Here is a 13,323-nt window from a genome sequence, read left to right on the forward strand (position 1 = left end):
GGAAACTTTCCATCCTAATTATCTCTTACCAATGGTAATAAATGCGTAATAGAGTATGAATGTTTAAGTTTGGATAAAAATACTTATTTTTTATCTGACTGAGTTCGATATTTATCGGATTCAGTCTTTTTATATGTTATAAAATCAGTAGATAAATATAAATTTAACCTGCATGGTAAGTAATTGTTAATAAAAAATATAAGAAAAGTTAATTAACTATTTTGCCGAATCACTTTACATTACATATATATTACAGTATAATATTTACATAAAGTAAAACAGATTACAGTATATTTATAGAAATTATGGTGGTATTGTGGTTGAGTATAAATATAAAGCAAAAGATTTTAGCGGGAAAAATCAAATAGGTACTATTCACGCTGAGAATTTGAATGATTTTTATGTAAAATTACATGAGAAAAATTTATTTTGTATTTCTGTAAAAGAAACACCTTATAATAGTGATACTACTGTCGCTATTAGTGCAACTTCTTACAAAAACAAAATTGGGGTAAAAGATATTTCTATATTTTGCCGTCAGTTTGCAACCATGCTTAATTCGGGATTAACAGTAGTTAAGTGTTTAGATATTTTATATCGTCAAGCTGAAAGACGAAAAATAAAAACTGTTTTATTAAACTTATATGAATCCATAAAAAAAGGGAATTCATTATCAGCAGCCATGAAAGAACAGGATAAATCATTTCCTCAATTGTTAATCAGTATGGTGGAAAGCGGCGAGGCAAGCGGAACGTTAGATGATGTTATGTTAGCTATGTCAAGTCATTATGAAAAGGAAAAGGCTTTAAAACATAAAATAACAACGGCTATGATTTATCCTATTGTGTTAATAATCGTTTCTATTATATCTGTAACAATTATTATGGTAAAAGTTGTACCAACTTTTATTAGTTTATTTGGATCTAGAACGAACTTACCATCTCCAACAAAAATCTTGCTTTCCATAAGTAGCTTTATGACTCATTGCTGGTACATATTATTCATTGCGGTTGTTGGTATTAGTATCGGGTGGATTTTTCTATTGAAAATAGAAAGTGTACGATTAGCGTTTGATAAATTTAAAATAAATGTTCCGGTATTTGGAAAATTGACTTTAATTGTTGCAACTGCTCGTTTTTCTCGAACTGTTGCTGCTCTTTATATTGGCGGTGTGCCTATAATTGAATCGATTAAAATTTCCGCAAATGTAGTTGGCAATCAATATATTATACAAAAGCTTCATTCTGTTATTGATGAAATTAAACAAGGAGTTCCATTTTCTAAAGCATTGATTAATGCTAATGTATTTCCGACTATGTTCTCATCAATGGTATTCATTGGAGAAGAATCAGGTTCGCTGGATGATATTCTTTTAAAGACGGCAAATTTTTATGATGAGGATGCACAAAGTGCAATGACTAAAATGGTTGCACTTTTAGAACCAATAATGATTCTTATTTTAGCCGTTATTATAGGATTTATTGTTATTGCAATCGCAGTTCCTATGTTTGGAATGTATTCAAATATTGCATAGAATGAGCTAGGGGTGTAAAGCTGTGAAAGTTTCTATTGATATTGGAGCGCAGAATATAAGTATTGTTCAAGGTATGCAACAGGGGAAAAAAATAATTGTTAAAAATACAGTAAAAGTAAAAACTCCACCGTTTATTATTAAAGATGGTGAAATTCTAAATGTTGAATTGCTGTATGATGTGCTTAAAAATGCACTACATAATAATAAAATAAAAGGAACTAAGGTTAATATCAATATTAATAGTACAACGATTATTACTCGAGAGTTGGTTATACCTAAAACGCCAAAGCGACAAGCAATACAAATTATTTCTAACGAAATGTTTCAAGCAAGAAATCTAACGCTGCCATACGTGGTTGATTACATAGTTACGGATGTATTGAAAGAAAAGAGTATAACGAAACATAAAGTGTTGGCGGTAGCAATTCCTCAAAGTATTGTTGAAGGTTATATAAAGCTATGCCAAATGCTAAACTTTTCAAAATCAAATATAAATCTTGAGTTTAATTGTATATATAAAACAATAGCAATTCAACCAGCAATAGCATCAAAAGATAAGCCCATTATTATTGCAAGTGTTGGAACAAATAACGGAATATTTCTCATTATTGAAAAAGGAAAAATTGTTTATTCTAAAACAATAGCTTTAAATATATCAAAATATTTGAATTTAACTAGCGATAAAAAAACCATAGATTATACAAAAGTTGATTTAACAACAACTGTCAGTGAAAATCAAAAAAAATTGGTAGAAAGCTTTGTTTATGATATTGCACAAGAATTTTCCAAAATGATTCAATTTCAATTTTCCAGAAGTCATTTTACAACAATTGATGATATTTATTTAATCGGTGCAATTACCAATGCTGGTGGAGTAGAAAAGCGAATAGCAAATCTACTTGATACCAAAATTAAAACAATTTCTAAACCATATTGTATCAAAACCAAGCTGAATTTTAAATACAGCCAGTATGTTTCCACTATTGGTGGACTAATTGATTTGCATTAGTTTTTATGATGAAGAAGGTTAGAGGTTTGCTATGAAGTTGGATTTGAATTTTTATACAAGCTATAAATTGAGCAATATGCATTTATCAATGAAATCTAGATCAATTTATTTAGTAACAGCATTGGTAATTGTAACAGTTGCAATTATCGGTACGATTACGCTAGTTTTAGTAGCAATGAATATAACAAATGAATTTACGATTAATGAATTGACGAATAAAAAAAATGCTAACTCGATAAAAGTTCAAGAATATAAAAAAGCTAATGCTGAAATGGATATGTTAAGTGAAAAGGAAAAATCAATAGCAAATGTAAGTTTCGTTATTCAAAGCAATAGAATGGTTACGAAAAAAGAACTTACAGAAATTTATTCAGTTTTATGTGAAGATGTTTCTGTTGAAAAGGCTACATATAGTAATTCTATTCTGACCTTGGATTGCATTTGCGTAAGTAAGGACTCACCATCTCTCAGTGCGGAAAAGCTGAATGAACAAGGTATACCAACAAAAGTGTTGTACGGTGGATTTACTTCTGAAGAGCAAGAAAATCAAATATCTTTTTCAATCTCTTGTTTGTTAGGGGAAGGTGAACGACATGACTAAACTAACTGTTAGAGAAAAAAAGCTAATTTGTTTATTAATATTAATTTCTGTTTTTGCTTTTAGTTTTATGTTTTTATTTAAACCGATTCTTGAAACAAGAAAAGAACAGCAGATAAAAATAGAACAATTAAAAAAAGAAAATGATAGCGTTGATATAATGTTAAAACAGCTTGATCAATTAAACAATAAATTGAAAGAGAAACAAAAATATATTGAAACAGAATCAGCTCATTTTTATAAGGAGATATACACTTGGGATGCCGAGCGTGTTGTTACATCAATAGCAAAGAAAAACAGTCTTGAAGTTACAAAAATTGCAATACTTCCATCCGAGAAGCTTGAGCCAGTTGTCAATAATCAGTCTGAACAAATAAATAAAGCAAATGATATGAACAATATAGTAGAAGTAATTTCAGTTTCTATGGGGTATTCTTCATCGTTAGAAAGTTTAAAAGGATTCTTAGATGATTTTGCTTCTCTAGATAAAAAAGTTACTATACAAGATTGGAAGTATGAAATAAAAGAAGGAAAGCTTTTGGGTAATCTTACAGTTCAACTATATGTCATAAAAACTTAAACCGGAAAGGAAGAGTATTGTGGCAAATGTGACTCATATTTTAAGTTCTAAAAAAGGAAGTTCACTTGTTGTAGTTATTGTTGTATTTACAATTGTAATTGTGCTTGGAACTTCTATTTTAAGTGTTGCATCTTATAGTTATCATAATTCTATATATTATCATCAAAAGCAGCAAGCTGAACTGACTGCAAGAAGTGTTATGGATTCAGTTTTAGCTCAGTTAGAGAATACTGCCACTTGTGCTCCAATTTCGCAAAAACTTCAAAGCAACCCAGGAACGGCTATAGAAGCTAAAGTTGATGGAGTAATTGTTAATGGTGTAACAGATAACAATATGGGATGCGCAGATGTTACAATGCAATTTGATGCTGCAACAAAGAAAGTAAAAATTGTTGTATTGGCAAAAGTGAATGATGTAAGTTCAAAACTACAAGTTTTGTTAAAGCAAGAAGATAGTATGATAGATCCAACAAAATTCGTTTTATTTTCAACATATAACTCATTGCTTGGTAGAGGCATAACAATAAATGGTAATGTTTTGTTTAGCGGATCAACACATATTAACTCATCTATTATCAACGGTAATTTGCTTAATGTTGGTGGATTTATGATGTCTAATTCAACTCTAAACGGTTATGCAACCGTAAAAAATAGTTATAGCAATATAATGATGTCTTCTAGTAAAATTAACGGTAAATTCTTTACGGATCTTACGATTGCAAGCAGTGGATATGGTAGTTCAAATTTTCCTATAAACTCTGTTAATCCACCAATTACAACCCCATCTGCAATTAAAGAAAGCTTTGGAATGACCGAAAGTGAAGTTGGGATAGATGATGCAATTGCACCTGAAATCAGAACAATAGGTCAAAACTATATTACTTTTGTTCCATATACTTATGCAAATTTATATGATGGTACTCGAATTGATTACTTGAACCAAGAAGTTTTACTAGTGAATGGCACCTTAATAGATTTTAAAGATTCACATAATAAAGGCAACGTAAATTTTGGAAATGGATATAAGGCGAATTTTGATAATAAAACTTTTATTACAAAAGAAAAAAATATATTTGATTTCAAAGTAAATAAGCTATTCTTTAATAATGCCGATGGGTCTGTAAAAGCTTCTGTATCAATGTCAAATTATATTTGTGGCGAAAAATCTTTTTCTTTAAATGATGTATGCATAAGCTCTGATGGAAGCTATATGATAAAGCCAAAAAGACTCACGGATTTGGCAAGTACACATAATATTACTTCAAGTTGTGCAATAAAAAGAAATATTACTGGAACGAATATTATTGATACAACAAGTGGAGATATCAAGATATTTGCAGATGATGGTATGAGTTTTGCAGCAAATTCAAAATTAAAAATTGTTGGGCCTAATAATGTATATATTTTTTTAGGTAACAAACCTGTTCCAGCTGGCGAAGCAACAGTTCAAGTTGAAAATAACAGCTATATTGGAGAAATTAGTGGTGAAGATCCAGCCAATCCAGAGAAAACGCAGACACAATTATATATTATTGGTGCTGACAATATGACTATGGATTTAAGTGGAACCGCAAGATTTAAAGGAGTAGCTTATTTTCCGGGACAATTCTCAAATTATCAAGAGCGAGGTGCAATTGCTTGTTCCAATTTTAAAATACAGGGTAGCATTGTAGCCGGTAGTGTAACTTTAACAAATGGGAACCGATACCAATATGTACCCAATAAAAAAGATCCGTTTTTTATTTCTGCTTTAAGGCGAGATAAATATTTTATGAAGGTAGATCCCAACAAAGCTAGCTGGGTTGTTGATAAGTATGGTAAATAGGGGATGTTTTTAATTGAAATTACTATATTCAGCTCAAAACAATAAAGGTGAAACTTTAATAGAAGTTGTTGTTAGTTTGGCAATTTTGAGTATTTTAATGGTTACTTTAATTTCTTTAATGATGTCTGCATTATCCATTAATCAAAAAGCTTGTAAGACAACATTGGAAGATGGAATAAATAAAAAGGGAATCGAATTAAAGACGTATTCAGAAACACCAGAAGTTGATTATCAAGAAGGAGACGCTAACAATAAAATTGAAGTGAAGTTTATGGATGCATCTTTAAATTTTAGCAAAAATGGGCATGTTTTAGTTGGTGAACCCAAAGGAGAAAAAATGTCATTGAAACAGTTCAACTTGCTTGAGCAAATGTCATCGCCATAAAAAATTGATTGGGGGTAATGACAATGAAATATAATTATAGATGTAAAAAAGGATTTACTTTAGTTGAAGTAGTCGTTACTTCCGCTATTTCATCAATTATTTTAATTGGGGCACTGTCGGTTGTTATGATTACATTAAACACTGTAGCGTTTAACTCAAATGTTGCGAATGCTAAAAATATTTCTTGTCAGCTAGTAGAGTTTATTACCAATAAAGTTAAATACGCAAATTCTTTAGTAATCAAAAGTGGTAATTATACAAATCTAGCGTCTCCTACGCCAAATAACGTTATCTATCAGCAATATGATTTAGTAGATAGTTCCTTATTACGCACTATGATTATAGAAAGCGGAGAGACTATGGGGGATGACATATTAAAAAAGGAATTTTTTGATGAACTTACTTTTATAATAACTTATAGTGAAACTACACAAACAGATGTATTGCAGATGAATATTGTTGTTAGAAAAAAATCAAATCTTGATTTAGTGTACAGTACTACATCCATGATAAAAACTTATAACGCTTGTATTAGTGATGCTACTGGACATAAAGAGGGTAACTATATTGAATTTGACGGTTAAAGAAATGAGAAATACCAATTGATAAGCTGTTCCCCATAAAGGCTTGATATCATAATTCCAATACTAAGGGAAGGGCCAAATGGTATCGTGGAGCCTTTTTGCTTGGTTTTGATTAACACAAAGGCTCCACTAATACCACCAATTATACATCCTATGAATAATGCTAGAAGGATGTTTTGATACCCAATTAGAAGTCCACATACAGCCATTAGCTTAATGTCTCCTCCACCAAAGCCATCTGTAAAACAAGCAATAATGAATAGAATAGCACTGGATGAAAAAAATCCAATCAGTTTATGCCAAAAAGGCATATCGTTTATCAAGAAGGATAGAGGAGATAAACAAAGTAGAAAAACAATTAACCCATTTGGTATTTCTTGTGAATGAATATCAATTCCTGAAATAACGATGAGTGTCGAAAACAATGCACAATATAGGACTGTTTTAAAAGAAACATCATATTGGATTAGAATAATTATGTATAGTAAGAAGTTTATCAATTCTATAGTAGGATAAATAAGTGAGATTTTAGTCTTACAATTTCTACATTTACCGCCAAGAAAAATATAACTGAATATTGGAATTAAGTCATAAGCTTTAATTTTACCATTACAGTTTGTGCAATGAGAGCTTCCCTTTATAATAGATTCTTTCCGTGGAATACGGTAAATACAAACATTTAAAAAACTTCCGATTAAAAGGCCTAGAATAATGATAAGGGTGCGAAAGTAAAGTTTCCCAAACATGGTCATTCTCCTTTTTTAATAAGAATGTTATTATTATATCATATTTTAGTATTTTTTGAAATAACAAGAAAGATAAAGGATGAAAATAATGGCTTTATTACCTATTGGTCAAATTTTAATAAATGATGGCGTGATAACTAAGGAACAGCTTAGTAGAGCTTTAGAGATTCAACAAACATCTGGTGGCAAAAAGCTTGGCGATATCCTTATTAATTTGCATTACATAACGCAAAAGGATTTTATGAAAGCTTTTTCTAAAAAACTGATGATAGATTTTGTTGATTTGTCTCAAATAGCAATTGATGTTAATACAGCAAAAATTTTAGGTGAAAAGAAATCGCAATCACAAAATGTTATTGCTTACAAATTAGAGAACAATGTACTATCTGTTGCTACAGATAATCCCTTGAATTTTTATCAGTTTGATGATATACAATTAGCGACAGGATATGATGTAAAACCTGTTTTGGCAACGACACAAGATATTAAAGAAGGTATCGAGAAAACATTTCAAAGTGAAGAAACAAAAGAAGTGCTTGCATCATTAAATGCAAAAGAAGTAGTTACCACTATAGATGAACTAGATGAAGAAATTGTAGATCTTGGTGAAAAGATTGATAGTGCTCCTGTTGTAAGATTAGCAAACAAAATTATAATTGATTCATTTAAAAATGGTGTAAGTGATATACATATCGAGCCTGGTAGGATTAAAACTCGCATTCGTGTTCGTATCGATGGCGAATTAGTTGAGCAGTTATCTATTTCAAAAGCTGCTCATGAAGCTTTAATAACACGTTTGAAAATATTGAGTAATTTGAATATAGCTGAGAAGCGAATTCCGCAAGACGGAAGATATAGTATTGATATAGAAGGAAAAATGCTCGACCTTCGTGTTTCAACATTACCCACAGTAAATGGTGAAAAAATGGTTATTCGTTTATTGGGTTCTGATACGCAAAAGATAACCAAGCTTATTGAATTGGGGATGAATCAATCTGATTTAGATAGCTTTACCCAAATGTTAAAATACCCTAATGGAATTATTTTAGTGACTGGACCCACAGGTAGTGGAAAAACGACTACTTTATATGCAGCACTTGATGAGATTGCAAAACCAAATATTAACGTAGTGACAATTGAAGATCCGGTTGAAAAAAATATGGATGGAATTAACCAAGTACATATAAATGTAAAAGCAGGGTTGACATTTGCAGAGGGATTGCGTTCCATTTTGCGTCAAGATCCTGATGTTGTAATGGTTGGTGAAATTCGTGATGGCGAAACAGCAGCAATTGCTGTTCGAGCAGCAATTACAGGTCATTTAGTTCTTTCCACAATTCATACAAATGATGCGGTTTCCACCATTTCACGTTTGGTTGACATGGGAGTTGAGCCATACTTGGTATCATCATCATTAGTAGGTGTTGTAGCTCAACGTTTGGTAAAGCTTTGCTGTCCATATTGTGCAAAAGATGTTGAAACTAATTCTTTAGAAATGAAACTATTAGGAATATCAAAACCAACAATGATAAAAGTGGCTGTGGGTTGTGAAGAATGTTCTAATACAGGTTACAAGGGAAGAACAGCAATTTATGAAATGATAACTATTTCAAAAGTAATAAAAAAGATGATTACCAATGAAGCAGATGAGGCAGCAATTAAAGAGCAAGCTCGCCTTGAAGGTGCAAGTTTTTTACGAGAAAGTGTTTCAAGGTTGGTATTAGAGGGCAAAACAGATATACGTCAGTTAATCAAAACAACATATGGCATGGATGATTAAAATGAGCGAGTAAAATAGATGGAATAAAACGAACGTGAGGACATTGTTTATGAATTTCACTGTTAATGAGTTATTAAAGTTTGCAAGAGAAAATGATTGCTCAGATTTACATTTTACAGAAGGTGCACCACCGGTTTTTCGTCAGCATGGAGCTTTATTGTTTGCACCCGAATATCCTAAGATGACAAAGATGATGCTGGAAGATTTAATATTGCCTTTATTGGATGTTAAGACAAGAGAAATTTTAGACGAAGGAGGCGATGTGGATTTCTCTTTTGATACGAATGAAGGAAAGAGAAATCGTGTGAATGTATATCGACAAAAAGGCGGTTTGGCAGCGGCTTTTCGATTACTGCAAGAGGATATACCGAATCTGGAGCAACTGCATTTACCAAACATAATACTGGAGTTTTGCGAATTAAGCAGAGGTATGGTTTTAATAACAGGGCCAACAGGCAGTGGTAAATCTACAACTCTGGCAGCTATGATTGATTACATTAATAAAAATTACAAAAAGCATATTATTACAATTGAAGATCCGATTGAGTATATTCATTATCATGGGAAATGTATGATAAATCAACGTGAATTGGGCAGAGATGTTGATAGCTTTGCAAATGCACTTAGATCAGCATTACGTGAGGATCCTGATGTAATATTGGTTGGTGAAATGCGTGATTTAGAAACAATTAGTGCTGCAATTACTGCTGCAGAAACAGGACATTTAGTTTTATCTACATTACATACAACAGGTGCTGCAAATACAGTAGATAGAATGATTGATGTATTTCCACAAACACAGCAAAATCAAATACGTATTCAACTATCTGCTGTGTTAAAAGGGGTGGTATCCCAATTACTTATTCCAACTGCTGATCATAAAAGCCGTATTCCTGCAGTGGAAGTGTTGAAAGTTACTGATGCGGTTGCTAGCTTAATTCGAGAAAATAAAGGTCATCAAGTAGATTCTGCAATCCAAACAGGGGCAAAGGAAGGAATGCAATCTCTAGATGTAGAGCTTGCTAAGCTAGTAAATGAGGGTGTTATTGATATAACTGATGCAATTGAAAAATGCGCAGATTATACAGTGTTACATTCTTATTTAACGGTTAACAATCAACGTGGAGAATATATATATAGGCATAATTAAAAGCTTAACAATAGTTTAGATGGGGTTGAGTTGGTTATGAAAAAGCGCATAGAGGGGATTTGATTATTTATTGTGAATATTACCATTTTAAGTGGTGGTAATATAAATAAATTACATAAGGAGCGGAAAAATCATGTTAAATTTTTTCACAAAAAGGTTAAATTCAAAGAATAAAAAAGGGTTTACTTTAGTCGAACTAATCATTGTTATTGCAATTGTTGCAGTTTTAGCTTGCATTGGAATTCCATCTATGATTGGATTCGTTAACGATTCAAAGGAAAAAGCGGCAAATGCGGATGCTCGAAGTATTGCCACTACTGCACAAGCTATGTTGACAGATGCAAGTATTAAAGGTTGTAGCGTGGACCAGTTGGATTCAGCAACAAAGACTAAGCGTACGGCAGTGAAGCTAACTGATACCGAAGTTGCAGCTGTTATTGCAAAATCAGGAATCAATGAAGATGCAGCTGGATTAACAGATATTGTAATTAACGTTAAAGGAACAAGTAATGATAGTGAGCTATATACATTGGCAACTGTAACGTTAAAGAAAAACGGAACAGATGGCAAGTTCGGTAGCTAAATAGTGTTTTAACGGTTTTATAATTTTAAGAACAATTAAAATTATAAATGAAACTTGGTGACTGAGCTAAGATTTATCTTGAAAGGCAAAATCCACAGAACATAAAATGTTCCGTGGATTTTGTAATTTTAATAGAAATATTGTTTACCCTGATTTTTTATGGAGATCTATATTGCAATGTAACTTTCCATTCTAATTGCTTCTTACTAAAGGTAATAAATCTGATTCCGTAATACCACAATCGTCCATATAGGAAGCAATCATATTACGTTGTTCAAAAGCTTGAATAGAGTGTGAATCACTTCCATAGTGAAAATAACAGCCTGCACGTTTTGCTAAAGATAATACACGAATAAAGATGTCTTTATCAATAATTGTATCATCAACAGGGAAAAACATATCTCTGTGTATTTCTATGCTAACGTTATGTTCTTTAGCTAATGAAAAGCTGTTGATGAATTCATCGTCTGAAATTAGTGCAATGCATTCTGACGTTTGCTTCATAAATCCGTATGGTACAAACGGATGTGCAATACCCGTTGCAATGTCCAATTTAACAGCTTCATTAAAACGCTGTACCATCAATTTTGCAACTTCATAAGGTTTTGTTATGTTTGATGGGCAAACATAATCTTTCATATGAAAGTGTGTTGTAGGAATAAGTACATAATCAAATAAAGCAGCATGTTCTTTTGTCATTGCAACTTTGTTGTTGCCAGTAAATTCAGCTTCACAACCAATTAACACTTTAAGGTCATTTGTTTTGTTAGCTAATAGATTTTTAATAGTAAGTACATGGCTGATATCTTGAGGTTGATACCAAGGCCACGCACCTTTTACGTTGCTATCCCAAACGTGATCGGAAAAGCCCAGTACTTTTAGTCCCTGTTTTTTGGCAATTTCAATATAATGCTCTGGCTTTGCGTTTTCGTTACCACAAGATGATAAAAACGTATGTACATGTATGTCATGTTCGAAAATCATTTTAAGAGCTCCTAACTTATTTTATAATACCTTTTGGCAATTCCAATGAATCTATATAGGCTTCGGATTGATAATGGTCTACTAAGTTTCCCCAACCATTTGCAATCATATGAGAATCGCTGGATGCACAGAATTTTACTCCGTGCTCTTTTGCTGCTTGTAAAATGAATGGCCTTTTTACAGGTGTACTGAGTAGCTCCCATAAAACTTTCTTCTCGGCGCAAATTTCAAATAAAGGAGTCATTACATCTATTAAGTCAGTTTTAGAGAGTTCATCAACAGGAATGTGATATAAATCTAATGGAAATAACCCATCATACATATGAGAAAGTGTTTTGATTTTATTATTGCCTTCAATTGCCTTAACATATGCATTTACGTAGCTTTTTATAATTGTTGCGGTGTCAGTTTTTTTAACTTTTGCAATCCAGTGATTGATTGCTTCTTGAGCTTCTTTGCGCTCTCCTTCATTTTCATAGAAAGATGCATTCGGATAATAAAACAAGTCCATAGGTAATACTTCCATGTTGAGCAGCCAATGGCAGCTTAATGCAATGAAATCGATTAAGTCAACTTTATCCTTTGGAATGTTAATTGTTCCTTTATCGTCAAGTAACTCTGTTTCTACTCCCGATAGGATGCGTATATCATATTTTGACTGATAGGTCGTGATGTCATTTACAAAGTAATCGAATTCGTTTGGCTTAATTCGATACCAAGTTATAAATTCATCTTTACCGTTTGGTAGATGGTCACAATAATGTTTTAAAACGCAGATTTCCTTTAGCCCTAATTGAAATGCTGTTTTCTCAATGTTTGACAAGGTCATTTCCTCTTGTGCACATTTGTCGATAAAATAGTGAACATGATAATCCACGTTACCAATTCGATTCATATTCAAAATACCCCCTTTTATTTGTGCGAAAATAGGCGAGGAAGTCCTCGCCTTTTATCGCTTTTATCTCTTATATTTGGTTTATCGTCTGTTTTTATAAATATCTGATAATAATCATAACAACTTATATATTTATGTGCGATTTTTTAAAGGAAAGTGGCATATGCAAACAGGATTAAATGGTTATACGGCTATTTCCTTTTTCCAATGCAATTGTTCCCGTACGAACGACTTCTAATATGTTGTATGGTTGGAGTAATTCATGAATAATTTCAATACGCTCTGTTGTATCGGAAATTTCAATGGTGATAGTAGATTTCGAAATATCGCAAACCTTTGCTTGCATTACTTGAGCAACATCAATGATATCGCCACGGGTTTTCGGAGTAGATTCAACTTTGATTAGCATTAGCTCACGGCTGATGGTTTCGCTTGGGTTCAGCCTACGTAGTTTAATGACATCAACAAGTTTATTTAGCTGCTTTTCAACTTGTTCAACGGTATAATCATCCCCATCAACAACAATTGTGATACGAGAAACGGTTGGGTCATCTGTAATGCCTACGGCAAGGCTGTCAATATTAAATCCACGCCTTGAAAATAGGCCGGATATTCTAGACAAAACGCCAGCATGGTTTTCAACCAAGATGGAAATGGTGTGTTTCATAGT

The 13,323-nt window shown here is 32.3% G+C and carries 14 protein-coding genes; 10 read left to right on the plus strand and 4 right to left on the minus strand.

Translation table 11 applies throughout. The features are described 5' to 3' along the window. Window positions 1–316: 316 nt before the first annotated feature. From RBG61_RS08785 to RBG61_RS08815, 7 genes are read left to right on the plus strand one after another with little or no spacing between them, the layout of a single operon-like run. Window positions 317–1,534 (plus strand): type II secretion system F family protein, encoded by a 1,218-nt coding sequence (locus RBG61_RS08785; protein WP_307942723.1) that lies wholly within the window; start codon window positions 317–319, stop codon window positions 1,532–1,534. Window positions 1,535–1,556: 22 nt separating this feature from the next. Further along, window positions 1,557–2,543, plus strand: a complete 987-nt coding sequence (gene pilM, locus RBG61_RS08790; protein ID WP_307942726.1) for a pilus assembly protein PilM — start codon at window positions 1,557–1,559, stop codon at window positions 2,541–2,543. A gap of 31 nt (window positions 2,544–2,574) precedes the next feature. Then, window positions 2,575–3,144, plus strand: a complete 570-nt coding sequence (locus tag RBG61_RS08795; protein WP_307942728.1) for a hypothetical protein — start codon at window positions 2,575–2,577, stop codon at window positions 3,142–3,144. Then, window positions 3,137–3,721 (plus strand): hypothetical protein, encoded by a 585-nt coding sequence (locus RBG61_RS08800; protein ID WP_307942729.1) that lies wholly within the window; start codon window positions 3,137–3,139, stop codon window positions 3,719–3,721. The genes RBG61_RS08795 and RBG61_RS08800 overlap by 8 nt, the downstream gene beginning before the upstream one ends. Window positions 3,722–3,740: 19 nt before the next feature. After that, window positions 3,741–5,546 (plus strand): DUF7305 domain-containing protein, encoded by a 1,806-nt coding sequence (locus tag RBG61_RS08805; protein WP_307942731.1) that lies wholly within the window; start codon window positions 3,741–3,743, stop codon window positions 5,544–5,546. Window positions 5,547–5,559: 13 nt separating this feature from the next. Then, entirely contained in the window at window positions 5,560–5,931 is a 372-nt protein-coding gene (locus tag RBG61_RS08810) for a type IV pilus modification PilV family protein (protein WP_307942734.1), read from the plus strand. A 23-nt stretch (window positions 5,932–5,954) separates the two neighbouring features. Further along, the gene (locus RBG61_RS08815; RefSeq protein WP_307942736.1) at window positions 5,955–6,515 is read left to right on the plus strand and encodes a PulJ/GspJ family protein; all 561 of its coding nucleotides are present in this window, start codon (window positions 5,955–5,957) and stop codon (window positions 6,513–6,515) included. On the opposite strand, the gene RBG61_RS08820 is transcribed toward RBG61_RS08815, so the two are convergent. Beyond that, a complete protein-coding gene (locus RBG61_RS08820) occupies window positions 6,512–7,261 on the minus strand; it encodes a prepilin peptidase (RefSeq protein ID WP_307942738.1) in 750 nt (249 codons plus the stop codon). The genes RBG61_RS08815 and RBG61_RS08820 overlap by 4 nt on opposite strands. 88 nt (window positions 7,262–7,349) lie before the next feature. On the opposite strand from RBG61_RS08820, the gene RBG61_RS08825 reads away from it, so the two are divergent. From RBG61_RS08825 to RBG61_RS08835, 3 genes are all read left to right on the plus strand, one after another. Then, window positions 7,350–9,041, plus strand: a complete 1,692-nt coding sequence (locus RBG61_RS08825; RefSeq protein ID WP_307942740.1) for a GspE/PulE family protein — start codon at window positions 7,350–7,352, stop codon at window positions 9,039–9,041. Between the two features lie 49 nt (window positions 9,042–9,090). Continuing rightward, window positions 9,091–10,191 (plus strand): type IV pilus twitching motility protein PilT, encoded by a 1,101-nt coding sequence (locus RBG61_RS08830; protein ID WP_307942742.1) that lies wholly within the window; start codon window positions 9,091–9,093, stop codon window positions 10,189–10,191. Window positions 10,192–10,324: 133 nt separating this feature from the next. Next, the gene (locus tag RBG61_RS08835; RefSeq protein WP_307942744.1) at window positions 10,325–10,774 is read left to right on the plus strand and encodes a type IV pilin protein; all 450 of its coding nucleotides are present in this window, start codon (window positions 10,325–10,327) and stop codon (window positions 10,772–10,774) included. Between the two features lie 192 nt (window positions 10,775–10,966). On the opposite strand, the gene RBG61_RS08840 is transcribed toward RBG61_RS08835, so the two are convergent. From RBG61_RS08840 to ilvN, 3 genes are all read right to left on the minus strand, one after another. Continuing rightward, the gene (locus RBG61_RS08840) at window positions 10,967–11,758 is read right to left on the minus strand and encodes a PHP domain-containing protein (protein ID WP_307942746.1); all 792 of its coding nucleotides are present in this window, start codon (window positions 11,756–11,758) and stop codon (window positions 10,967–10,969) included. Window positions 11,759–11,774: 16 nt separating this feature from the next. After that, a complete protein-coding gene (locus RBG61_RS08845) occupies window positions 11,775–12,653 on the minus strand; it encodes a hypothetical protein (RefSeq protein ID WP_307942748.1) in 879 nt (292 codons plus the stop codon). A 175-nt stretch (window positions 12,654–12,828) separates the two neighbouring features. Next, on the minus strand, window positions 12,829–13,320 hold the full coding sequence (gene ilvN, locus RBG61_RS08850) for an acetolactate synthase small subunit (RefSeq protein WP_307942751.1): 492 nt from the start codon (window positions 13,318–13,320) through the stop codon (window positions 12,829–12,831). Window positions 13,321–13,323 lie beyond the last annotated feature (3 nt).

This window comes from Paludicola sp. MB14-C6 (genome assembly GCF_030908625.1).
GTDB lineage: Bacteria > Bacillota > Clostridia > Oscillospirales > Ruminococcaceae > Paludihabitans.

Bases quoted from the DNA above. Each gene is read 5' to 3' on its own strand.
- RBG61_RS08830 (WP_307942742.1), top strand. From the start codon at position 9,091: ATGAATTTCACTGTTAATGAGTTATTAAAGTTTGCAAGAGAAAATGAT.
- RBG61_RS08845 (WP_307942748.1), bottom strand. From the start codon at position 12,653: ATGAATCGAATTGGTAACGTGGATTATCATGTTCACTATTTTATCGAC.
- RBG61_RS08815 (WP_307942736.1), top strand. From the start codon at position 5,955: ATGAAATATAATTATAGATGTAAAAAAGGATTTACTTTAGTTGAAGTA.
- RBG61_RS08835 (WP_307942744.1), top strand. From the start codon at position 10,325: ATGTTAAATTTTTTCACAAAAAGGTTAAATTCAAAGAATAAAAAAGGG.
- ilvN (WP_307942751.1), bottom strand. From the start codon at position 13,320: ATGAAACACACCATTTCCATCTTGGTTGAAAACCATGCTGGCGTTTTG.
- RBG61_RS08840 (WP_307942746.1), bottom strand. From the start codon at position 11,758: ATGATTTTCGAACATGACATACATGTACATACGTTTTTATCATCTTGT.
- RBG61_RS08820 (WP_307942738.1), bottom strand. From the start codon at position 7,261: ATGTTTGGGAAACTTTACTTTCGCACCCTTATCATTATTCTAGGCCTT.
- RBG61_RS08795 (WP_307942728.1), top strand. From the start codon at position 2,575: ATGAAGTTGGATTTGAATTTTTATACAAGCTATAAATTGAGCAATATG.
- RBG61_RS08825 (WP_307942740.1), top strand. From the start codon at position 7,350: ATGGCTTTATTACCTATTGGTCAAATTTTAATAAATGATGGCGTGATA.
- RBG61_RS08800 (WP_307942729.1), top strand. From the start codon at position 3,137: ATGACTAAACTAACTGTTAGAGAAAAAAAGCTAATTTGTTTATTAATA.